This is a genomic window from Marihabitans asiaticum, from assembly GCF_007828725.1.
GTDB lineage: Bacteria > Actinomycetota > Actinomycetes > Actinomycetales > Dermatophilaceae > Marihabitans > Marihabitans asiaticum.
In genome coordinates this window covers 219,205-241,565 of record NZ_VIUW01000004.1, presented here as the reverse complement: position 1 = coordinate 241,565, position 22,361 = coordinate 219,205, and the positions used below count along the sequence as shown (strand labels likewise).

Genomic DNA, 22,361 nt, shown 5'->3' with positions numbered 1-22,361 from the left:
CTGGCGCGATGCCGGTCGGTCAGCCGGCGCGGCGGGCGCGGGCGTTGCGCCGCTTCAGGGCGCGGCGCTCGTCCTCGGAGAGGCCGCCCCAGACGCCGGCGTCCTGACCGGACTCCAGCGCCCACTTCAGGCAGGTGTCGATGACCTCGCACCGGCGGCACACCTTCTTGGCCTCTTCGATCTGGGCGATGGCGGGCCCGGTGTTGCCGATCGGGAAGAAGAGCTCGGGGTCTTCGTCGAGGCAGGCTGCGCGATCGCGCCAGTCCATGGGGAGGTGCTCCTTGTCAGTCGGGGGTTACCGGTCGAGGGTGGACAGGTGGTGCTGTGGTCCCTGCTCCTGTCGATCGGCGTTGACGGACGGTGCGGGTCGAGCGACCCCCGTGGAAGGGGCCTTACCTGCCGAACGCATGATGAACGAAGGGTGTTCCGGTGGTGTTCGGATCACGACTTGGCGCATCACGGCGGGCAGCCCACCATGCTAGCGACGGCGACGCTGTTGCGCTAGGGATTCGTGAGAAAATTCTTCTACATCTGCAGGGCACCTACAGTTCAGGCGTGAGCAGCACGACGCAGACCTCTGAGAGGGGCACTCCCGCGACCGTCGCCGCGCTCGTCTGCCTCGTCGAAGGACTCGGCCTGGGCGCCGTCGCTGTGCTCTACGCACGCGAGCTCATGGCCGGTGCTGCCGACGAACCGTCGATCGCCGGCATGGCCCTGGCGCTGACGCTCGTCTTCGCCGGGTTGCTGCTCGTCCTGGCCCGGGCATGGTGGTCGAGGCGGCAGTGGCCGCGCACGCCGACGATCGTGTGGAACCTGCTGCTCCTGCCGGCGATCTGGACCCTGCATACCACCAACGGTGCGGCGGTCTCGGTGCCGCTGCTGGTCCTCGCGCTCGCCGGGATCGCCGCAGCCGCCCTCGCCCCAGCGGTGGACCGGTCTGACGACGCTCTCTACTAGCCGGTCCGCCCACACTGACCCGATCCGGCACCGGCCCGTCGCTCCGTCCCAGCCCCGTCGCAGTCGTGAGCCCTGTCATTGGGCACGAGGGGGTGGAGAACACGGGCTCGTTGTGCGCCAGCCTGTTGCGGAACTTCACCACGCGGGCCATCAAGTCATGCACCCGCGCTCGCCGGGTCTCCTTGGGGAACGCCCGATGCAGCATCGGGTTCCACAGCGTCGGTGTTCGCTCGCCAACGGTCAGGGCAGACCAGAATCCGAAGGTCAATGCTGCGACGACCTCGGCATGTGACGGAGTCGAGCTCAGTCCCCGCTTGGCGTCTGCGATCCGGGCCCGGCTCGTTCTGTCGCGCATCCGCTGCTGAGCTCGGGCGCGTTGGACGCCCTGCTCACGGTGGAAGAGCGACGAGTGCGGGTCGATGGACCAGTCCGGGAACTGTCGGGTGAGTTCGCGGTCATACGCGTTGCGTACCGCGACCTCCAGGTGCCCTACATCCACGATTCCGGCGGCCGCGACTCGGGAGTCCCACAAGTACGTCTGCATCGCCACGGTGTGATCCCCACGGGCCACCTCGAGGTAGCGGCGGTAGCGCGGCGCGCTCAGCCACTGCACCGCGTGTGAGGCGTCAATCGAGGCCGCGTCATCGGTCATGACCGGTACCATCGGAACACCGCCCCGCGGGAACTGTCCTCTGTCTGGTTCTCACCAGTTAGGCACCGCGGGGCTTTGGTCTGCCAGAGGGCGCCCGCGACCCGCAATGCGGGGCAGCACGCCGTGAGTGGGTCGATGGTCAGGCTCTCAGCCATGGTGGGTGTGTACTGATCTCGGGCAACCGACGACTACCCGCTGCTCGCTGCGGACGGCAGGAGGGCAGGGACTTCCGGGTAGGCCACCTGGACGTGGCTGACCGCGCCGTCGGCGACCAGGTAGCCGCGACCGGGGAGGCGCGGTGAGGCCGGGACCCGTACGCCGAAGCATTCACCGTCCGCACGTGACCACGGCTGGAGAAGAAGCCCGTGGCGAGAGCGGCACAGCGCGGCGGACAGGCCGCGGATGGATCCCGCAGCGACCGCGGAGGTGCTCGTGAGCAGGGCGACACCCGGCGCTGCTCCTGGCCGCGCAAGCTCTCGGACGGCAGCCTCGACGGGGGTCCCCTCGAGCCGCTCGACATCATCGATGAGCACCACCGGGGCATCCTCGCCGCGGATGAGGTCCACGAGGGCGTCGAGCTCGTCCGGCTCCACGCGATGGGTGGCATGTCCGACGAGAGGGTCCGTCTCGCCGGTGGCGACGACGATGAGCGGTCGTCCCGCTGAGGCCAGGGCAGCACCTGCCAGACGAAGGGCACTCGAGCGCCCGGACCGGGAGGGACCGACGACGGTCCACCGGCTCCCCGTCCCGCGTAGGTCCACCGTGGCGGGGCGGCCGGTCTCGCCGGAGTGGCCGAGGAGGACGACTCCGGGGCCAGCGACCTCCCCCTTCGTGGAGGCAAGTGCGTCGAGGCTCACCCGCGGGGGCAGCGGCTCGATGGTCCACCCCCATGGTCCCCGTACCTGACGTGACGTCACGTCCGGCGCGTCGGCGCCGCTGACCGGCATCGCAAGCTGCGCGAGCACGCCCTCCGGCATGACGAAGCAGCGGCCGGGAGGCCGCGGAGCGCTCGCGTCGGGCGATCGCAACCCGGCGGACAACAGGTCCGCCCGGTCAGGCAGGTCGAGCACGAGACGCCGACGGAACGAGCCGGCGATCCCGCCGACGAGCAGCTCGCGCCCACCTGCCACCACGGCGCAGATGCCGAGATCGCTGCCGTCCCGCGCGACCCGGGTCAGGGCTGCCACGGCTGCGGCGTCCTCCGGGCCGCTCCGGGCGGTCAGCTCCGCCCACCCGTCGATGAGCAGGAGGAGCACCGGGGGCGGCGGCGGGGCATCCCCGCGTGTCCAGGCTGCTCGCCACCGCCCGTAGGTCGGGAACCCACTGTCGTGCAGGGCGAGGCGCCTCTCGTCGGCGTCTGTCTCGGCGCGTTCCGCCAGCTGGCGGACTGCGGGCGCATCGTGAAGGTCGACGACAGAGCCACAGGCTCGCGGCCCCATCGTCCGACGGGCCACGAGAGGGGAGGCGGTGACGAGGTGCGAGACCACGGGGGTGTCCAGGTCACGGTCTGCCCGGGTGAGCAGCGATAGCAGCGCGGTGGTGCGCCCCGACCCGGGACCGCCGACGATGGCCCACGCCCCGTCCTGCGGCGTCCAGCCGAAGGACTCCTGCCGTTGGTCGTGTGGACGGTCGGCCAGCCCCCAGACCACCTCTCCCGCAGCGGGGAGCAGCAGGCCCTCTTCCACCATCGCAGGGAGGGGCGGCAACCAGGGCCGGTGAGGCATGGGTAGACCACTCGCCGCGAAGGCTTCGCGGGCGGCCACCACGACAGCCTCGATGTCTGTCGGTCCTCGCAGCTCCGCCGCGGGGGAGTTGCTGCACTCCTGGGTGAGGAGGACCGATCCGTCGCGCGCCAACACTCTCAGACCTGGGTCCTCAGACTGAGGCTCGCCGCCGTAGGCGCACTGGAAGGCCACCGGCGGAGCACCCCCTGTCCGGACGTACGCCCGTCCTGGCAGACCTTCGGCGATCGCGGCGGCGTCCGGTGCGGCGATGACATCCTCGCTGTCGGAGCGGTCCCGCACCCTCAGGGCGATGCGCAGGCTGACGTTGGCCCGGATCTCCGGGGTGATCACACCACCAGGCCGCTGGGTCGCCAGGATCAGGTGGATTCCCAGCGAGCGCCCCAGCGCGGCGAGCCGGACCAGGTCACGCAGGACCTCGGGCTGCTCCTCTGCGAGCATGCGGAACTCGTCGACGGCGATGACCAGTCGGGGCAGGTCGATACCCAGGTCGTGCACGGCATCGATGTCGCTCGCGCCGTGCTCGGCGAGCAGCCGCTCACGACGGCGGAGCTCGGCGTCGAGACTGGTGAGCGCGCGTCGTGCACCCGCCGGGTCGAGGTCGGTCAGCAGCCCGACCGTGTGCGGCAGCTGGGCGCAGGATGCGAAGGCCGAGCCACCCTTGTAGTCGACGAGGACGAGGTTGAGGTCGCGCGGGCCGAGGCGAGCGGCGAGCGAGCAGATCCAGGTCTGCAACAGCTCGGACTTGCCCGACCCGGTGGTCCCGCCGACGAGGGCATGCGGACCGTCCCCGAGCAGGTCAAGGTGCATCGTGGCGTCAGCACTCACTCCCACCGGCACCCGCCAGCTCGACGTCTGCTCCCACTGCTCGCGCAGCGCATCAGGGGTGGGCTGGATGTCGAGGACACCGAGCAGGGCGACGCGATCCGCCAGAGCTGAACCGGCGTTCGTCGGGGTGGCGTCCCGCAACGGAGCCAGCGCCCTGCCCACTCGTGTGCCCCAGGTGGACGAGACGCCGTCAGGAGCGAAGTCGATGCGCCGACGCCGATCAGCGAGATCGCCGACGCCGTCGCGCAACGAGACGAGAGTCGTGCACTCGTGCGGTAGGTCGCGCTCGACGTCGGCCGAGACGAGCACACTGAGGCCTCGGCGCTGGCACTCGCTGAGCACGCGCCGCCAGGAGGGGTCCTCGCGCACGCTCGCCGGGTCGTCGAGCACCACCAGCGTGGTCTGCGATGACGGGTCTGCGGTGTCGGGCGCGGAGCCTTCGTCGACCAGCCCCGCCAGCTCCTCGACGTCCCACTGCTCGACGTGGGGTGCCCAGGCCAGCTCGGTGCATCGATGACGAGTCCCGACGAGGACGAGGCGTAGATCGCTCGGCGGGTGCAGCACGAGGAGCTGAGCGAGGTACCAGCGCACCCACCGCGTGACCGCGTCGGGGTCACCGGTGACGCCGACCACCGGCTCGGCGTCGAGGTCGATGACGACCGGCGCCTCGGTCAGCCGGGGTCGGGGCCGGTCACCCGGTCCGCGACGCACCTCCACCTGAGCGGGTACCTGTCCCGTCCCTGCGCGGACCGCGAGGTGGCACCCGTGCTCCCGCCGTCTCTCCCACAGCCGGGTCGACGGCAGGGAGGCCACCTGTCCGACCTCGTGGGCGTCCGGGTGGGCCCGACGCAGGCAACGCAGCTCCTCCGCGAGGGCAAGGTCGAGGCGGGCACGCTCCCTTCGCATCTCCCGACGCCACTCCTCGAGCGCCCGAGCGCTCTCCGACCTGCGTGACATCCGGTCCGAGACGTGGTTACCGAGCACCAGCACCGGTGACATCAGCGCGAAGACCATCATCCGAGGGCCGATGAGGACCGCCATCAGCAGTGCCACCGGGAGGGGCAGGAGGATCATCACCCACGGCAGCTGCCTGCGCGCCGGCGGGCCGGGCCGCTCCGGGAAGGTCACCGTCACCTGCGGCGGCGTTGGCTCGATCGACGGCGACGTCGTCACCGCCAGGTGTCCCTCGCCGGTGGGTTGGGTGGTGCACGGGCGGTGGGGGACCGCCGATCGTGCCTCGAGCCGGTGATGGCCCATCACGATCGCGCTCCCGTGATGGAGCGGGGTCCAGTCGTCGGCGATGCTCGTCCCGTCGACGGTCGTGCCGTTGGTCGTGCCACGGTCGCGGATCCGGGCGCCTCCGGTGTCGAGCAACACCTCGGCATGAACTCGTGAGAGCGCCCCGTCGGCGAGGGTGAGGTCGGCGCTGGCGGCGCGGCCGATGGTCGTCGTCCCGTGCCGCAGCGCCACCTCGCCGCCGGCGTCAGGTCCGGAGGTGACGGCAAGGACGAGGGGCGAAGGGGGGCGAGCGCTGGCTCGTGCGCCGGTGAGTGCAGGCGGCCGGACCAGGAGGGCGGCGCCCTGGATGAGCGGCGGAGAGCCGAGCTGGAGCGCGTCGTCGACGGGAACGCCGTCGACGACGAGCCGGTCAGCGGGGCTGAGGTCCAGCGCCTCGCGCAGCGCGCCGGCCACGACGTCGCCCCCGACCGGTGCGGAGGACTCGAGGGTCAGCTCTCGCGCTCCGCCCCGGCTCGTGGACACCGTGAGATCGATCAGCACATCTCGACGCTAGACCGGAGGCCCTCCTGCGCCGCCGGAGTTTTCCACAGCAGGGGGCGTTGACATCCGACCTGTGGATTCTCGACAGGACGAAGTGCCCGACGTTCGCTATTTTCGTTGCTCCAGGGGGAGTCAACCCGCATGCACGGCAGAGACAGGAGGGGACGCACGTGCCAGCGACTGAGGCCATCGAGGTGGTCGAGAGCGAGGTCAGGGAGCTGATCCGCCGCTCCGGGGTCGACCCGGTGCGAGACACGACCGCGGTCAGTGACCTCGTGCGTGAGGCGGTCACCGACTACGACGAGCGGGCGATGTCCGGCGCGATGCCGTTGCTCGGCAACTTCGAGGACGCGGTCAAGCGCGTGCTCGACGCCGTGGCGGGTTTCGGCCCGCTGCAGCCGTACTTCGACGACCCAGCCATCGAAGAGATCTGGATCAACGCGCCGACCCAGGTCTTCGTCGCCAAGGACGGCGTGGCTCAGCTCACCAGCACGATCCTCACCGAGGACGGGGTGCGCGACCTCGTCGAGCGGATGCTGAAGTCCTCGGGACGACGGGTCGACCTGTCCTCCCCCTTCGTCGACGCCGTGCTCCCGGACGGCTCCCGGCTGCACGTGACCATCCCCGACATCAGCCGGGAGCACTGGCTGGTCAACATCCGCAAGTTCGTCGTCAAGGCCGACCACCTCGACGACCTTGTCCGGCTCGGGACGCTGACCTCCCACGCGGCGCGGTTCCTGAGCGCTGGGGTGGCGAGCGGGCTGAACATCCTCGTGGCGGGCGGCACCCAGGCAGGCAAGACCACCCTGCTGAACTGCCTGTCCTCGGCCATCCCCGCCCGGGAGCGGGTGATCACCTGCGAGGAGGTCTTCGAGCTGAAGATCCCGCTGCGCGACGTCGCTGCCATGCAGTGCCGCCAGCCCAGCCTCGAGGGCAGCGGGGAGGTCCCGCTGCGCCGCCTCGTCAAGGAGGCTCTCCGGATGCGTCCCTCTCGGATCATCGTCGGTGAGGTCCGGCAGTCGGAGAGCCTGGACCTGCTGATCGCCCTGAACTCCGGCCTTCCCGGCATGGCCACCGTGCACGCCAACAGCGCGCGTGAGGCCGTGACGAAGATGTGCACCCTCCCGCTGCTGGCCGGCGAGAACGTCAGCGCGCGATTCGTCGTCCCCACCGTCGCCTCGTCGATCGACCTCGTCGTGCACGCTGCGTTGGAGCGGGACGGCGTGCGACGGGTGCGCGAGATCGTCGGCCTGCCGGGTCGGGTGGAGAACGACGTCGTGGAGATCGCAGAGCTGTTCACGACGCGTGGCGGTGAGCTGGTCCGCGCCGACGGCTTCCCGCCGCACCCAGAGCGCTTCGAGCGAGCCGGGTACGACCTCGCCGGTCTGCTGGCAGGTGCAGGCGCATGACCGGGATCCTCGTGGGCCTGCTCCTCGGTAGCGGGCTGTTCTGCATCTGGTGGTCCACCTGGCCCAGGACCGAGCGTGTCCGTGAACGCCCTCGCCTCCTGGTGCGGGTCGAGGACGATCTCGCCCAGGCCGGCCACCACACGATCACCCCGCGAGTGCTGTTCCTCGCCAGCGGACTGTGCTCCCTCTTCGTCTTCCTCGGAGTCTTCGCGCTGACCACCGTCGCGTCCGTCGCCTTCTGCTTCGCCGCGATGGCTGGGTGGCTGCCGATGGCGCTGGTGCGGATGAGGGCGCGTCGGCGCCGGGCCAAGCTGCGCGACGTGTGGCCGGACGTCGTCGACAACATCACCTCGGCGGTCCGTGCCGGACTCGCGCTCCCGGAGGCCCTCGCGCAGCTGTCGCACCGCGGCCCCGAGGAGCTGCGGCCGGTCTTCGCCGAGTTCGCCTCCGACTACCGGACCAGCGGCCGCTTCGCCGAGTCCCTCGATCGGCTCAAGCACCGGCTGTCGGACCCGGTGGGGGATCGGCTGGTGGAGTCGTTGCGCATCGCGCGGGAGGTCGGCGGCTCCGACCTCGGCGTGCTGCTGCGCACCCTCAGCTCGTTCCTTCGCGAGGACGCCCGGACCCGTGCCGAGCTCGAGACCCGCCAGTCGTGGACGGTCAACGCCGCGCGGCTGGCCGTGGGCGCCCCCTGGCTCGTGCTGGCGATGCTGTGCACCCGACCCCAGTCGATCGCCGCCTACGACAGCCGGGCGGGGCTCGTCGTCCTGGTCGTTGGTGCAGCTCTCTCCATCGCCGCCTACCGGCTCATGATGCGGATCGGTCGCCTGCCAGACGAGACCCGGGTCCTGCGATGAACGAGCTCGTCCACGACATCGGGCTGCACCGAGGCGGTGCTGTCCTCGGCGCGGTGCTCGCACTCGGTCTGGTCCTGATCTACCAGGGCCTGCCGAGGCACCGGAGGGCGACGCTGGACGATCGTCTGGCGCCGTACCTGCGCGATGCCCCGAAGCCGTCGAGGCTGCTCGCGGCCCGAACCCTGAGCGTCACCGAAGCGCTGCCAGCAGTGCTCCGTCCGGTCGTCGGCGGCTTGGCCACCCAGGTCGAGGGGGTCCTCGGTGGCAACCCCTCGGTGCGACGCAGGTTGCTCCGTGCGGGGCGCGACCCCGAGGTCGACCAGTTCCGCGCCGAGCAGGTACTGGCCGGCTTCGCCGGCGCCGTCCTCGGCGGTCTGGTCGGCAGCGTGGCGATGGCGACCCGGGGGTCGTCGGTGATCTCGCTCGTGCTGCTCGTCGGCCTGGGATTCTGCTTCGGAGTGCTTGCCCGCGACACGATGCTCAGCCGCGCCGCCGACTCACGCGAGCAGCAGATGCTTGCCGAGTTCCCGACCATCGCCGAGCTTCTTGCGCTCGCCGTCGCCGCCGGAGAGGGGGCGGTCGGGGCGCTCGAGCGGGTGGTGCGCACCTCGGAGGGCGAGCTGACGCGCGAGCTGCGTCAGTGCCTGGCCGATGCTCGCGCCGGTGCCAACCTCCCGCAGGCACTGCAGGGGCTGGCCGACCGGACCGGACTGCAGAGCCTGGCCCGTTTCGTCGACGGGATCGTCATCGCGGTCGAGCGGGGGACACCCCTCGCCGACGTGCTCCGAGCGCAGGCCCAGGACGTCCGCGAGGAGGGCCGTCGCCAGGTGATGGAGGAAGGGGGCAAGAAGGAGATCGCGATGATGGTCCCGGTCGTCTTCTTCGTCCTGCCGATCACCGTCGTCTTCGCCGTCTTCCCCGGCGTCGAGTTCTTCCAGTTCCGACTCTGAACCACCGAGGGTCGCCATCGGCGGCCCGTAAGAAGGAGGAAGCATGACCCACACCCTGATCAAGGCGCACCTCGCGCTGAGGTCCCGCCTGATCCGCACGCTCGACCGGGCCGCCGACGAGCGCGGCGACGTCCCCGGGTGGGTGCTCATCACGATCATGACCGCAGCCCTTGTCATCGGTCTGTGGACCATCGCCGAGGACCAGCTCAAGGCCATGTTCCAGGACGCGCTCAGCTCGGTCAGCCGCAAGAGCCCGTGATCGGCTCCGGTCGCTCCCTGCGCAGCGACGCTGGGGCGGCGACCTCGGACTTCGCACTGACCTCCGGGCTGCTCGCGCTGATCTTCGTCGCCGTCCTGCAGCTCGGCACGGCCCTGCACATCCGCAACACGCTCGTTTCGTGCGCCTCAGAGGGAGCGCGCTACGGTGCGCGCGTCGGCTCCAGCCCCGAGCAGGGCGCAGACCGCGCCAGGGCGCTCATCGACCGGTCGATCTCGAGCGCCTACGCCGACGACGTCACAGCATCGGTGGAGTCGACGGAAGCGGGCGTGCACGTCGTCGTGGTCCGGGTCAGCTCGCCGCTCCCGATCGTCGGACCGCTCGGGCCGGACGGCCAGCTCGACGTGACCGGCCGAGCCTTCATGGAGGAGCAGTGAGGCGACCCGCTCCCTGGATCGTGGTCGTGCGTCGCCGAGCCGGCGCCGACGACGGGTCCGCGGTCGTGGAGTTCGTGGCGCTGGCGGTGCTGCTGCTCGTGCCGCTGATCTACCTCGTGATGATGCTGGCGCGGCTGCAGGCCGGCAGCTTCGCGGTGACCCAGGCCGCGCGCGAGGCGGGCCGTGCCTACGTGACCGCCCAGCAGGCGGGCGAGGCACCGGGCCGGGCGCGGGCGGCTGCGGACATCGCCTTCGAGGACCAGGGCTTCGGTGGGCAGGGAGAGCTGTCGATCAGCTGCTCGGCAACCCCTTGCTTCACGCCCGAGGCCTCGATCTCGTCGACGGCTACGGTCACGGTCCCACTGCCCCTCGTCCCCGCCTTCGCCCGCGACGTGATCCCGCTGGAGGTGCCGGTGTCGGCCACCCAGGTCTCGACCGTACCGCGCTACGAGGTCCGCTCATGACGCGCAGCCGCCTTCGCCCTCCCCGACGTCTCCGCACGGCTCTCGGTGCGCGGGCTCGGTCGGACGACGGACAGCTCACCCTCCTCGTGCTCGGCATGGCCGTGATCATCATGACCCTCGTGGCGGGTGCCGTCGCGGTGACCTCGGTGCAGATCTCGCGCATGCACCTGCTCGATGCCGCGGACGCCGCGGCACTCGATGCCGTCGACGAAGGGGGTGACGAGCTCTACGACGGGGCGATCGGCCGCTCGGTTCCCGTCACCGAGGCGGCGGTCGCGGCGGCAGCGCAGGAGACCCTCGCCACCAGGGCTCGTCCCGCAGGGCTGCTCTCGTGGCAGGTGGCGCCGGGAACTGGTGCTCTCGACGGCTCGACGGCGGTGGTCGCCCTCACCGGTGAGGCCGACCTGCCCCTCGTCGGGGGGCTGCTGCGTGAGCTCGGGGGCTCGGTGACCATCTCGGTGGAGTCCAGGGCGCGAGCCGACATCGACCAGCCCGGGGGCACGCCGTGACCGTCGGCGAACTGCACTCAGCGCGGCGCCGGAGCTGGCAGAGTCAGCCGCATAGGCTCGGCCCATGACGAGCAGCGGCGACGGCTACGGCAACACCCCTCCCGGGTGGTACCCGGACTACGAGGGCATCACCCGATGGTGGGACGGCACCGCCTGGACCGAGCACACCCAGGAGGCACCGACCACCCCGATGCCCCAGCAGGATGGCGCGCCGGCGGAGAAGAAGGGGTCCGGCATCCCGAAGGCGGTGTGGATCATCGCCGGCATCGTCGGCCTGCTCCTCTCGCTCTGCCTCATCGGCGGGCTCATCGCTCTCGTGGCGAGCAGCGACGAGAGCGGCGAGGGGCGCTCGGAGACCACGTCCTCCAGCACGTCGGCCTCGACGACGTCTCCGAGCGAGAGCACCAGCGAGACCACGACCGAGCCGACCTCGAGCACCTCCACCCCGACGTCGTCATCGAGCTCTGCGAGCGAGACGAGCGAGACGAGCGAGACGAGCGAGACGAGCGAGGAGCCGGCGCAAGAGAGCAGCGAGGACGAGGAGAGCGGTGAGGGCAGCGTCTCTCAGCAGAACGCGCTGCGCTCTGCCGAGAGCTATCTTGAGTTCTCGTCCTTCTCCCGCCAGGGGCTCATCGACCAGCTGAAGTTCGAGGGTTACTCGACCCAGGACGCCACCTACGCCGTCGACGCCGTCGACGTCGACTGGATGGAGCAGGCGGCCAGCTCCGCCAAGGAGTACCTCGAGTACTCGCCCTTCTCCCGGCAGGGGCTGATCGACCAGCTCGAGTACGAAGGTTTCACCCCGGAGCAGGCCCGGCACGGCGTCGACGAAGCCGGCCTGTAAAGCACACCCCACACCCCAAACGAGGCAGATCGTGTCGAGCACACCAGAGAACACCCAGCCCCAGCGCGACGGTGACGACCTCACCCCTTCGCCGGACGACGCCGAGGTGACCCAGCGCACCGACGGGAAGGTCGAAGGGGCCCTGGCCGGGGAGGACACCATCCCCGCCGGCGAGGTTCGCCAACCCGAGCGGACCCACGAGCACCCCAGCCCGAGGCAGCCCGAGGTGCGGGCGGTGCTGCCGCCGACCCTGGTGGTCCTCCTCGGCGTCGCCGGGGCAGTCGTTGCCATCGGCGGGCTGAAGTCGGTCGGGTCGATCATCGCCCCGACCTTCCTGGCGATCACCCTCATCATCGCCGTCTTCCCGATCTACCAGGCGATGGCCAAGGTGCTACCCAGAGCACTCGGAGCGATCGTCATGCTGCTGCTCCTCTACGGCATGCTCGCCCTCGTCGGCGGCTCCATCGGCCTGGCCGCCGGCAAGGTCGCGACCGAGCTGCCCAAGTACGCCGACACCTTCAACTCCCTCGTCGACAACGGCATGGACACTCTCATCGGGCTCGGGGTCAGCGAGAAGCAGATCACCGACGCGGTGAACAACTTCGAGCTGCGCGACCTCACCGGGGTGGCGACGCAGCTCGCGAACACCCTGACCGGGCTCACCACGGCGATGGCCTTCCTGCTCACCGTGATGCTCTTCCTCACCATGGACGCCGGCGGATTCCCCAAGCGGCTGCGCATGGTGCACTCCGACAAGCCCGACGTCGCCGACGCGCTCACCGACTTCGGGCTGCGGGTGCGCCGGTACTGGGTCGTCTCGACCCTCTTCGGCATCATCGTGGCCGTCATCGACGTCGTCGCGCTGATGATCCTCGACGTGCCGCTGGCGCTGACCTTCGGCCTGCTCGCCTTCGTCACGAACTACATCCCCAACATCGGCTTCTTCCTCGGGCTCATCCCACCGGCGCTGCTGGCGCTGCTCGACGGGGGAGTGAGCACGATGATCTGGGTGATCGTGATCTACAGCGTGGTCAACTTCGTCATCCAGAGCGTGCTGCAGCCGAAGTTCACCGGTGACGCCGTCGGCATCAACGCCACCACCGCGTTCCTCTCCCTCATCTTCTGGAGCTACGTCTTCGGTGCGCTCGGGGCGCTGCTGGCGATCCCCTTCACCCTCTTCGTCAAGTCGGTCTTCATCGACCGCGACCCCAAGGCCCGCTGGCTCAACCAGTTCATCGCCTCCGCGCCGGAGCCGGGGACCTCGGACCAGCCGGTCTGAGGGTGGGGCGAAGGGGGTCTGCGCTCCGAAGATGGGTCAGCTGAGACGATCGCGCAGCTCGCGTTTGAGGATCTTGCCGGAGGTGTTCTTGGGTAGTTCCTCGACGATATGGACGGCCTTGGGAACCTTGAAGGATGCAAGCCGAGCACGGGCATGCTGGATCAACTCGTCGGTGCCGATCTCGTCCTCACCGTCCTTGAGCACGACGACGGCGGTGACCGCCTCGACCCAGCGTTCGTCGGCGGTGCCGACGACAGCCGCCTCGGCCACCGCCGGGTGGGTAAAGAGCGCGTCCTCCACCTCGCGGCTCGCGACGAGCACCCCGCCTGTGTTGATGACGTCCTTGATCCGGTCGACGACGGTGATGTAGCCGTCGTCGTCGATCTGCACGAGGTCCCCCGAGTGAAACCAACCCTCGACGAAGGCGGCCGCCGTCTCGTCCGGCTTGTTCCAGTAACCAAGGCATAGCTGCGGTGAGCGATAGATCACTTCGCCCATCTCTCCCGGTGAGACATCGCTCCCGTCGTCATCAACGACCCGCATCTCTGTCATCAGCACGGCTCGTCCGGCAGAGTGCGGCCGCTCGGCGTGCTCCTCCGGGCGGAGGACCGTGCACAGCGGCCCCATCTCGGACTGCCCGAAGCAGTTGTAGAGACCCAGGCTCGGCATCTTCTCCATGAGGCGAGTCACAACCGGGCCGGGCATGATCGAGGCACCGTAGTACGCCTTGGTCAGAGCGCTCAGATCGCGCTCGACGAAGTCTGCATGGTTGGTCAGCGCTACCCACAGCGTTGGCGCGGCGAAGAAGGCGCGGTGGCCATCCTGCTCGATCCTCCGCAGGATCTCCCCGGGGTCTGGCACCTCGAGCACGGTGCTGCGTGCACCGATGGCCAACCACGGCAGCAGGAAGACGTGCATCTGCGCCGAGTGGTAGAGCGGCATGACGTGGAGCGGGTTGTCGTCCGCGCGCAGGTCGAGGCCGACGAGGCAGCTGACGTACTGGGCGAGGAGAGACCGGTGGGTCATCATCGCGCCCTTGGGCCGAGCCGTCGTGCCGGATGTGTAGAGCAGCTGGACGACGTCTCCGTCCTCGACATCGACATCGACATCGATCTGAGGGGCTTCTCCCTGAGCGGCGATGTCGAGTAGACCGCCGGGTACGTCCCGAAGGGGTAGTGAGTCCAGTCGATCGTCGAAGCTGGGTCCGAGCTCGCCAATGCGGCCGGACAGGTCTGGGTCGACCAGGACGATCGAGCTGCCGGACTGCTCGAGGAGGTAGGCGAGCTCGTCGCCGATCAGGTTGTAGTTGAGGGGCACGTGCACCAGGCCCGCACGCGCGCAGGAGAGGAAGGCGATGAGGTAGGCGTCGCTGTTGCGCCCGAGGGCCGCGACTCGGTCACCCTTCACAAGCCCACGGTCAAGGAGGTGTGCTGCACCTCGAGTGACCGCGTGGTCCAGCTCGCGATAAGTCCATTCCCGATCGTCGAACACCAATGCCACCCTGTCCCCAAAGGTCCGGGCGCTGCGCCGGATGATGCCGTCCACGGTGCTGCTACGGGTGAGGTCCATCACCCGATCTTGCCAGGCAGGGGCACGGGAAGTGCTGGTCCGGCTTGAAGGAAGCTGGCGCTTCACAGAGGAGGGTGAAGCGGTGGTGGGCCGTTAGCACAACCTCTCGCCCAGGAGTGAGGATCGGCTCACGAGCGAGGTCATCCACATGAGTGGGGCGGACGGCGCAACACGTCAGCCTGGGTGAGGTCTTCACGCGCGATGAGGCGGTGGAGATCTTCGCGCACTGCTTCGACCCCGGCCTGCCGCCGCCGTCCTGCATCGCAGGACGGGGGGTCTGTGGCGTCGATGACCTGACGGCCCTCACTCGAGCACAAGGACGGAGACAGCGTGGGCGGGATCCTCTTCCTCAACCGAGATGCGATCGGTCTGCCGGATGGCGTGGTCCAGGGATGCGCCGCTGGCCTGCGGGCTGCGTATCCGGAGGGAGCGGTGGATGTCATCGAGAGTCCTCTCACAGGTACCTGGATCTCGATGAGCCCGAAGGGGGAGTCCTTCTTCGGGCTCCGCTTCCACCTCCCCGAGATGGCGTCATGCGACGGGACCCTCGAGCAGACGGCCGTCGCTGCATCAGTCCTGTCGCGGTACTGCGCATCGCGTGGCGTGCGCATCGTTGCAGTCAGCGAGGACGCGTCGACCGCCTGCGCGGTGGATCAGTCGCACCTCGAGGCACCTACCGACCCAGACAAGTGGGTGCCGATCGACCCGTGGGCCTTCGGTTCAGGAGACATCCTCACCTCCCTCGGCGGAGACTCGTGAGGACGACTGGACCCGTCCGCAATTCCCCACGGACCCCCTTCGCCACCCAGGCTGGTCACGAGGGGAGCGGCGTCGCCCCCTTCGCCCACTTCCCGAGGGGCAGGCGACGCGGACGGCATACTGGTGGCATGGGGATGAACATGGGGATGACCCTCGTTCAGGGCGCGACGGTGGAGGATCTCGCCGCGGTGGGACTACGAGCGACGGGAGTTCTGTCGAGCGCGGAGCAGGCGTCGGTGTCGCCCGACCCGCAGATGGTGGTCGCTCGGCAGATCGACGGATGGCTGGTCCTCGTCGAGCCGGGGACGCTCGTCGCGGCCGAGGACGAGACGCTGTCGAGCGCGCTTCACCGGCGAGTCGTGGCTGCTCTCTTCGGCAGCACGAGTGACACCTACTCCTTCGCTGTGTGCGAGGTCGACAGGACGCGCCGCCACCTCGTCGACTCGATGGGTGAGCGCGTGGTGGACGAGGGAGCGTCACTGCCCCAGGAGAATCGAGTCGAGACGCTCGCTGAAGACACCATGATCGACCTTCTCGGCGAGGTGGCCGGGGTCAACGTGTGGCCCGCGTTCGCGGCGCCTGACTGGGAGGTCCTCGCGGGGGGCGGCCCGACCACCGCGATGTGAGCCGCCCGGGGGTACCCGGGTTCGGTCCGGATTCCGCCCGACGACCCGCGGGTCGCGTCGCCGGCGACCCCAGCCCCCTTCGCCCCCTGCCGTAGGCTTGTCCCTCGTGGCTGTCGACTTCACCCAAGAGATCCAAGAGCTGCGCACGACGATGGACTCGGTGCGCCAGGTCACCGACCTCGACGCGCTGCGCGCCCGGATCGCCGACCTGGAGGAGCAGTCCTCGGACCCCACCATCTGGGACGACCCGGACAACGCGCAGAAGGTCACCTCCGCCATGCAGCGGGCCCGCGCCGACGTCGAGCGGGTCACCAGCATGGACTCGCGCATCGACGACGTCGAGGTGCTCGCCGAGATGGGCCTCGAGGAGGGCGACGAGGAGACCATCGCTGAGGCCGAGGCCGAGCTGACCCGGCTGAAGAAGTCCGTCGGCGAGCTCGAGGTGCGCACCATGCTCTCGGGGGAGTACGACGCCCGCGAGGCCGTGGTCACCATCCGCGCCGGAGCCGGCGGCGTCGACGCCGCCGACTTCGCCGAGATGCTCATGCGGATGTACCTGCGCTGGGCCGAGCGGCACGGCTACTCCACCAAGGTCATGGACACCTCCTACGCGGAGGAGGCGGGGCTGAAGTCGGTGACCTTCGAGGTCAACGAGCCCTACGCCTACGGCAACCTCTCGGTCGAAGGGGGCACCCACCGCCTGGTGCGGATCTCCCCCTTCGACAACCAAGGGCGCCGCCAGACCTCCTTCGCCGCCGTCGAGGTCATCCCCGTCATCGAGTCCACCGACCACATCGACATCCCCGAGAACGACCTGAAGATCGACGTCTTCCGCTCGTCCGGCCCCGGCGGGCAGAGCGTCAACACCACCGACTCCGCCGTGCGGATGACCCACATCCCCACCGGCACCGTCGTCTCGATGCAGAACGAGAAGTCCCAGATCCAGAACCGCGCGGCCGCCCTGCGCGTCATGCAGTCCCGCCTGCTCCTGCTCAAGAAGGCCGAGGAGGCCGCCGAGCGCAAGGAGCTCGCCGGCGACATCAAGGCCAGCTGGGGCGACCAGATGCGCTCCTACGTGCTCAACCCGTACCAGATGGTCAAGGACCTGCGGACCAACCACGAGACCGGCAACCCCTCCGCGGTCTTCGACGGCGACATCGACGCCTTCATCGAGGCCGGCGTGCGGTGGCGCATCGAGGAGGCCAAGGCGGCCGCCGACGCCTGAGCCGGCGACCCCACCACGCCAGGTCACGGGGCGGTCACGAAGATCTCAGCCGGGCGACCTATCCTTACCTGGCGGTACCACCGGATGCCGTGTGGCCGACCACGACCAGCCGAGACCGACGCCGACCCGTGAGGGCCTACCACCACGATGATCCGATTCGAGAACGTCACCAAGCTCTACGCGCGCCAGCAGCACCCGGCGCTGCACGAGGTCGACCTCAACGTCCAGCGCGGTGAGTTCGTCTTCGTCGTCGGGGCGTCCGGGTCCGGCAAGTCGACCCTGCTGCGCCTGGCGATCCGCGAGGAGCAGGTGACCTCCGGGCGGATCCTCGTCGGTGGACACGACCTGCGCCGGCTCCCGCAGCGGCGGGTCCCTCAGCTGCGCCGCCAGATCGGCTCGGTCTTCCAGGACTTCCGGCTGCTGCCGAACAAGACGGTGGAGCAGAACGTCGCCTTCGCCCTCCAGGTGATCGGCCGGCCCCGCCGCGCCATCCGCGCGCTGGTGCCGGAGACCCTCGAGCTGGTCGGCCTGGACGGCATGGGCAAGCGCTTCCCCCACGAGCTCTCCGGCGGTGAGCAGCAGCGCGTCGCGATCGCCCGGGCCGTCGTCAACCGACCCCCGGTGCTGCTCTGCGACGAGCCGACGGGCAACCTCGACCCGGCCACCTCCCTCGACATCGTCCGCCTGCTCAAGCGCATCCACGACTCCGGCACGACGATCCTCATGGCGACCCACGACAACGTCATCGTCGACAGCATGCGCCAGCGCGTCGTCGAGATCGAGCGGGGCGTGATCATCCGCGACGAGGCCGACGGCGAGTACGTGCCCCGGGTGGTCGACTCGGTCGAGCGCGACGAGAGCGCGGACGACCTGGACGAGGGCGAAGGGGTGCCCAGCCCGGAGGAGTACCTCGCGGCGGCCTCGGCCGCCGGCCTGGCAGGAGACGGCTCGCCCGTCGACCTCGACGCCGACGACGAGCGCACGGCAGAGCCGGCCCCGGTCGCCGACGAGGACCGCGACCCCGAGGCCGAGCGCGCCGAGGCCGAGCGGATCGCCGACGAGGAGGCTCGCGAGCCGCTGGCGGTGACCGCCGACGACTGGGACGACTGGGACGAGGAGGAGGTCGAGCGATGAGGGCCGGGAACGTGCTCGCCGACGCCTGGCAGGGACTGGCTCGCAACAAGTCGATCGCCATCTCGGTCGTGCTCGTGACGATGATCTCGATGTACCTGCTCGGTGTGGGCGTGCTGGCCCAGCGGCAGGTCGCGGTGATGAAGGGCTACTGGTACGACCGGGTGCAGGTCTCGATCTACCTGTGCACCGACACCTCCAGCCAGCCCAACTGCTCCGAGGGCGCGGCGACCGACGAGCAGAAGGAGACCATCGAGGCCCAGCTCGAGGAGTCCCGGCCCCTGGTGGAGAACGTCTACTACGAGTCCGAGCAGGAGGCCTTCGACCGCTTCAAGGAGGACTACGAGAACTCGCCGCTGAGCAAGAACATCGAGGTCGGTGACATCCCGCCGAGCTACCGCGTCCAGCTGAGCGAGCCCGAGCAGTACGAGACGATCGCGTCCGCCTTCGAGAACGCACCCGGTGTGGCGAGCGTGCCCGACCTGCGATCGGTCTTCAGCAAGCTCTTCCAGGCGATCAACATCGCCTCGGCGGTCATGGTGGGTCTCTCGCTGCTCACCCTCGTCAGCGCGGTCCTGCTCATGGCCACGACCATCCGCCAGGCGGCCTTCACCCGGCGCCGCGAGATCGCGATCATGAAGCTCGTCGGAGCGAGCAACGGCACGATCCGCACCCCCTTCATCATCGAGACCCTCGTCGCCGGGATCGTCGGCACGCTCTGCGCCGTCGGGCTGCTGTGGTTCTCCGCCTGGGCGTTGTTCGACAAGTACCTCATCCAGGAGACGACCGGCACCGCGCTGGTCAGCAGCGACGAGACCTTCGTCGTCGCGCCGTTCCTCCTCGGGCTTGTCGCGCTCCTCGCGATCGCCACCTCGACGGTCACCCTGTGGCGGTACCTGCGCGTCTGACGGGCAAGACACGCGGGAGTCGATACACGGCTGCGCCGGCCATGTCTTCTTGGCTATGGTGCTCCCGATGACTTCTTCAAGCCGTCGCCGGGTCCGGCGTGGCCGAGCTGGGATCAGCTCGGCCGCTGCGCTGTGCCTGGCGGTCGGCCTCGCCGCAGGCGCCAACGCTGCCGACCCGCAGGACCGCAAGGACCGGGTCGACTCCGAGATCGAGCAGACCGAGCAGGACCTGAACGAGGTCTCGAACGAGCTGAGCGACGCCTACGGCCAGCTTGAGGCGACCAAGGCCAAGCTGCCCGCTGCTCGCAAGAAGGCCGAGGAGGCCGCCGCCGCCCAGGTGGCCGCCCAGTCCGGCTACGACGACGCCGCCGCTGCGCTCGAGGTCGCCCAGGCGGACGAGGAGAGGGCCCGTCAGGACATCGCCTCTACCCGGGAGCGCATCGAGCAGGCCCGCGAGGACGTCGCCGCCTTCGCCGGAGAGGTGTACCAGCGGCAGGGCGTCGGCGATCTCGCCGTCGCGCTCGGCGCGCAGACCCCGACCGAGATCGTCGACCAGATGGTGCTCGCCAGCTCCGCCGGTGGCGCGCAGTCGCAGTCGCTCACCGACCTGAGCACCTCGCACGCCGACCTCGTCGCCCAGGAGGACCACCTCAAGGCGCTCAAGGTCAAGACCGAGGAGGCTCGCGACGTCGCCGCTGCCGCCCTGAGCGAGGCAGAGAGCGCCAAGGCGGCCGCGGACTCCGCCCAGGACGAGCTCGAGGGGCTGCAGGGCCAGCAGGAGGAGCAGGCCAAGGCCCTCGAGACCGAGCGGGACAAGGAGAAGAAGCGTCTCCGGGCCCTCGAGGCCGAGTCCGACGAGCTGCGCGAGCTGCTCGAGGAGGAAGCCCGGAAGAAGAAGATCCGCGAGGAGCAGATCCGCCAGGCGCGCGAGGCCGAGGCCAAGCGCCAGGAGGAGGCGCGCCGCGAGGCCGAGGCTCAGGCGCAGGCCGACGCCGCAGCCCGCTCCCGCGCCTCGACGTCGGACGACTCCTCCCGCTCCTCGGGCGGGTCCTCGAGCGGATCAGCACCGACGACCAGCTCCCAGCCGGCACCGCCCCCGGCCCCGTCGCGCTCGAGCGTGCTCGCCCGCCCGGTCAACGGCCCGGTCACCTCCGAGTTCGGCATGCGCTTCCACCCGGTCCTGGCCTACTCCCGGCTGCACGCCGGCCGGGACTACGGCGCCGCCTGCGGCACCCCTGTCTACGCCGCGGCGGACGGGAGCATCCTGCGCGCCGGGAGCGCTGGCGGCTACGGCAACCAGATCGTCGTCTCGCACGGCGTGATCGGCGGGAGCCTGCTCTCGACGAGCTACAACCACCTCTCGAGCTTCGCCCGGACCTCCGGCTCGGTCAGCCGCGGGCAGGTCATCGGCTACATCGGCACCACCGGCACCTCGACCGGCTGCCACCTGCACTTCGAGACCCACCAGAACGGCACCGCGGTCGACCCCCGGCGATACCTCTGATGGCGGGCGACAAGAAGCAGGACGGCACCAAGGTCATCGCGAGCAACCGCAAGGCCCGTCACGACTACCTCATCGAGGACACCTTCGAGGCCGGCATCGCGCTCATGGGCACCGAGGTCAAGGCGTTGCGGATGGGCCGGGCCAACCTCACCGACGGCTTCGCGGTCTTCTACGGCGACGAGCTCTACCTCGAGGGAGCGCACATCCCCGAGTACGTCAACGGCACGTGGACCAACCACACCCCGCGCCGACGCCGCAAGCTGCTGCTGCACCGTCACCAGCTCGACAAGATCCACGCCAAGACCCAGGCAAGCGGGCGGACCATCGTGCCGCTGTCCCTGTACTTCGTCGACGGCCGGGTCAAGGTCGAGATCGCCATCGCCACCGGCAAGAAGCAGTACGACAAGCGGCACGCGCTCAAGGAGCAGCAGGACCGCCGCGAGGCCGAGCGGGCCGTCTTCGGACGCCACCGCCGCTGACCGGGCCTCGCCCTGGACCAACGGCGAAGGGGGTGTGCCGGCGACAAGCCGGCACACCCCCTTCGCTTGGGTCAGGTCACTCCTTGAAGGCGTCCTTGACCTTCTCGCCGGCCGACTTCAGGTCGCCCTTGGTCTCCTGCGCGGAGCCCTCGGCCTGCATCTGCTCGTTGTCGGTGGCGTCGCCGTAGGCCTCCTTGGCCTTGCCGCTCGCCTGGTCCTTGGCGTTGTCCATCTTGTCCGAGAAGCCCATGTGGTCCTCCTTGAGGTGGGGTAGTCCTGCGAGCATAGGTCGCATCCGCTGGGCACCGGCCGTTAGCGGGGGGCTGGAATGCGCTTGGCGAGAGGGACGTTGAGGGGGATACTGATCCTTCGACACAACTCCACAGCGTGACGTGCTGCCCCATGGGGGTGATCGGTTTCGACACTGACCGGTTCATCAGGGGAAGCGGGCCGAGGATGCACGGTCATCTCGAGAACGCCCCGTGCAAACCCAATAGGTGCCAACTCCAAGCGCACCGACTTCGCCCTCGCCGCCTGAGCGAGCCCGAAGTCCGTTGGCCTAGGCTTGATCTCGGCCTAGATCCCAGCGTCAGCTAGAGATCTTGCTGCGCAGCGTCGTCGGGGCGCTGCGTGGGACTTCTACCCGACTGGGCCTGTCAGGGAACGTGTGCGTGCGAGCCCTGAGGCCGAGAAAATCCATAGCGCACTGCGCCCGGAGAAGCCCTTTTGCTCCGTCAGTGGACGCGGGTTCGATTCCCGCCACCTCCACCACCACGCAGCACGTCAGCGCCACGGCCCGCCCCCGAGACCTCGGGAGGCGGGCCGTGGTGTGTCGGCGGCGGCGTCAGTCGGCGGCGCCGGACCCGTCGGCATCCCGCTGCGCGATCTCGGCCTTGACCTCCTCGATGTCGACAGCCGCCACGGCGGTGATGAGCTCCTCGAGCTGAGCCTTGGGCAGGGCACCGGCGGACTGGTGGAGGAGGATCCCCTCGCGGAAGGCCATGAGCGTCGGCACCGACGTCACCTGCGCCATCGAGGCCAGCTCGGGGTTGGCGTCGATGTCGACCTTGGCGAAGGTGATCTCCTCGTGCCGGCCGGCGGCGTCCTCGAAGATCGGGGCGAACCGCACGCACGGGCCGCACCACGTCGCCCAGAAGTCGACGAGGACGGTCCCGCCCTCGCTCACCGTGCTGCGGAAGGTCTCGAGGTCCAGATCGATCGGAGTGCTCATCGTCC

At 69.7% G+C, this 22,361-nt stretch carries 22 protein-coding genes and 1 other RNA gene; 18 read left to right on the top strand and 5 right to left on the bottom strand.

The window, feature by feature from the left end; all coding sequences use genetic code 11:
• Nucleotides 1–19 precede the first annotated feature (19 nt).
• Nucleotides 20–268: a WhiB family transcriptional regulator gene (locus tag FB557_RS12205; protein ID WP_144857886.1), complete on the bottom strand. Its 249-nt coding sequence runs from the start codon at nucleotides 266–268 to the stop codon at nucleotides 20–22.
• A gap of 287 nt (nucleotides 269–555) precedes the next feature.
• On the opposite strand from FB557_RS12205, the gene FB557_RS12200 reads away from it, so the two are divergent.
• Nucleotides 556–957, top strand: a complete 402-nt coding sequence (locus tag FB557_RS12200; protein WP_144857885.1) for a hypothetical protein — start codon at nucleotides 556–558, stop codon at nucleotides 955–957.
• An 840-nt stretch (nucleotides 958–1,797) separates the two neighbouring features.
• On the opposite strand, the gene FB557_RS12195 is transcribed toward FB557_RS12200, so the two are convergent.
• Nucleotides 1,798–5,958, bottom strand: coding sequence for an FtsK/SpoIIIE domain-containing protein (locus tag FB557_RS12195; RefSeq protein ID WP_144857884.1), 4,161 nt, complete (start codon nucleotides 5,956–5,958; stop codon nucleotides 1,798–1,800).
• A gap of 170 nt (nucleotides 5,959–6,128) precedes the next feature.
• Between FB557_RS12195 and FB557_RS12190 the strand changes: the two genes are divergently transcribed.
• From FB557_RS12190 to FB557_RS12150, 9 genes are all read left to right on the top strand, one after another.
• Entirely contained in the window at nucleotides 6,129–7,367 is a 1,239-nt protein-coding gene (locus FB557_RS12190; protein WP_246074770.1) for a TadA family conjugal transfer-associated ATPase, read from the top strand.
• Entirely contained in the window at nucleotides 7,364–8,224 is an 861-nt protein-coding gene (locus FB557_RS12185) for a type II secretion system F family protein (RefSeq protein ID WP_144857883.1), read from the top strand. The genes FB557_RS12190 and FB557_RS12185 overlap by 4 nt, the downstream gene beginning before the upstream one ends.
• Entirely contained in the window at nucleotides 8,221–9,174 is a 954-nt protein-coding gene (locus FB557_RS12180) for a type II secretion system F family protein (RefSeq protein WP_144857882.1), read from the top strand. Before FB557_RS12185 ends, FB557_RS12180 begins: the two co-directional genes overlap by 4 nt.
• Nucleotides 9,175–9,217: 43 nt before the next feature.
• Nucleotides 9,218–9,433, top strand: a complete 216-nt coding sequence (locus FB557_RS12175) for a hypothetical protein (protein WP_144857881.1) — start codon at nucleotides 9,218–9,220, stop codon at nucleotides 9,431–9,433.
• Nucleotides 9,430–9,828: a TadE/TadG family type IV pilus assembly protein gene (locus FB557_RS12170; protein ID WP_246074768.1), complete on the top strand. Its 399-nt coding sequence runs from the start codon at nucleotides 9,430–9,432 to the stop codon at nucleotides 9,826–9,828. The genes FB557_RS12175 and FB557_RS12170 overlap by 4 nt, the downstream gene beginning before the upstream one ends.
• Nucleotides 9,825–10,292: a pilus assembly protein gene (locus FB557_RS12165; protein WP_144857880.1), complete on the top strand. Its 468-nt coding sequence runs from the start codon at nucleotides 9,825–9,827 to the stop codon at nucleotides 10,290–10,292. Before FB557_RS12170 ends, FB557_RS12165 begins: the two co-directional genes overlap by 4 nt.
• Nucleotides 10,289–10,801: a pilus assembly protein TadG-related protein gene (locus FB557_RS12160; protein WP_144857879.1), complete on the top strand. Its 513-nt coding sequence runs from the start codon at nucleotides 10,289–10,291 to the stop codon at nucleotides 10,799–10,801. Before FB557_RS12165 ends, FB557_RS12160 begins: the two co-directional genes overlap by 4 nt.
• 64 nt (nucleotides 10,802–10,865) lie before the next feature.
• Nucleotides 10,866–11,645: an Ltp family lipoprotein gene (locus FB557_RS12155; RefSeq protein WP_144857878.1), complete on the top strand. Its 780-nt coding sequence runs from the start codon at nucleotides 10,866–10,868 to the stop codon at nucleotides 11,643–11,645.
• A gap of 31 nt (nucleotides 11,646–11,676) precedes the next feature.
• The gene (locus FB557_RS12150; RefSeq protein WP_170236292.1) at nucleotides 11,677–12,924 is read left to right on the top strand and encodes an AI-2E family transporter; all 1,248 of its coding nucleotides are present in this window, start codon (nucleotides 11,677–11,679) and stop codon (nucleotides 12,922–12,924) included.
• A 36-nt stretch (nucleotides 12,925–12,960) separates the two neighbouring features.
• Here FB557_RS12150 and FB557_RS12145 read toward each other — a convergent pair whose 3' ends face one another.
• A complete protein-coding gene (locus FB557_RS12145) occupies nucleotides 12,961–14,493 on the bottom strand; it encodes a fatty acyl-CoA synthetase (RefSeq protein WP_144857876.1) in 1,533 nt (510 codons plus the stop codon).
• A 474-nt stretch (nucleotides 14,494–14,967) separates the two neighbouring features.
• Here FB557_RS12145 and FB557_RS12140 point away from each other — a divergent pair, with 474 nt between their 5' ends.
• The 7 genes from FB557_RS12140 to smpB all read left to right on the top strand — a co-directional run bounded on the left by FB557_RS12140 (nucleotide 14,968) and on the right by smpB (nucleotide 21,125).
• The gene (locus FB557_RS12140; RefSeq protein WP_144857875.1) at nucleotides 14,968–15,252 is read left to right on the top strand and encodes a hypothetical protein; all 285 of its coding nucleotides are present in this window, start codon (nucleotides 14,968–14,970) and stop codon (nucleotides 15,250–15,252) included.
• A gap of 128 nt (nucleotides 15,253–15,380) precedes the next feature.
• Nucleotides 15,381–15,878, top strand: a complete 498-nt coding sequence (locus tag FB557_RS12135) for a hypothetical protein (RefSeq protein ID WP_144857874.1) — start codon at nucleotides 15,381–15,383, stop codon at nucleotides 15,876–15,878.
• A gap of 106 nt (nucleotides 15,879–15,984) precedes the next feature.
• Nucleotides 15,985–17,103: a peptide chain release factor 2 gene (prfB, locus tag FB557_RS12130; protein WP_144857873.1), complete on the top strand. Its 1,119-nt coding sequence runs from the start codon at nucleotides 15,985–15,987 to the stop codon at nucleotides 17,101–17,103.
• Nucleotides 17,104–17,250: 147 nt separating this feature from the next.
• Nucleotides 17,251–18,237, top strand: a complete 987-nt coding sequence (gene ftsE, locus FB557_RS12125) for a cell division ATP-binding protein FtsE (protein WP_144857872.1) — start codon at nucleotides 17,251–17,253, stop codon at nucleotides 18,235–18,237.
• Entirely contained in the window at nucleotides 18,234–19,142 is a 909-nt protein-coding gene (gene ftsX, locus FB557_RS12120; RefSeq protein WP_144857871.1) for a permease-like cell division protein FtsX, read from the top strand. Before ftsE ends, ftsX begins: the two co-directional genes overlap by 4 nt.
• A gap of 67 nt (nucleotides 19,143–19,209) precedes the next feature.
• A complete protein-coding gene (locus FB557_RS12115) occupies nucleotides 19,210–20,646 on the top strand; it encodes a M23 family metallopeptidase (protein WP_170236291.1) in 1,437 nt (478 codons plus the stop codon).
• Nucleotides 20,646–21,125 carry an SsrA-binding protein SmpB gene (smpB, locus tag FB557_RS12110; RefSeq protein WP_144857869.1) on the top strand — a complete coding sequence of 160 codons (480 nt, stop codon included), beginning with the start codon at nucleotides 20,646–20,648 and terminating at the stop codon, nucleotides 21,123–21,125. Before FB557_RS12115 ends, smpB begins: the two co-directional genes overlap by 1 nt.
• A 76-nt stretch (nucleotides 21,126–21,201) precedes the next feature.
• Here smpB and FB557_RS12105 read toward each other — a convergent pair whose 3' ends face one another.
• On the bottom strand, nucleotides 21,202–21,375 hold the full coding sequence (locus tag FB557_RS12105) for a CsbD family protein (RefSeq protein ID WP_144857868.1): 174 nt from the start codon (nucleotides 21,373–21,375) through the stop codon (nucleotides 21,202–21,204).
• Nucleotides 21,376–21,529: 154 nt separating this feature from the next.
• Between FB557_RS12105 and ssrA the strand changes: the two genes are divergently transcribed.
• Nucleotides 21,530–21,896: a transfer-messenger RNA gene (gene ssrA / locus FB557_RS12100) on the top strand.
• Between the two features lie 73 nt (nucleotides 21,897–21,969).
• Here ssrA and trxA read toward each other — a convergent pair.
• Nucleotides 21,970–22,356 carry a thioredoxin gene (trxA, locus tag FB557_RS12095; protein WP_144857867.1) on the bottom strand — a complete coding sequence of 129 codons (387 nt, stop codon included), beginning with the start codon at nucleotides 22,354–22,356 and terminating at the stop codon, nucleotides 21,970–21,972.
• Nucleotides 22,357–22,361: the final 5 nt, after the last annotated feature.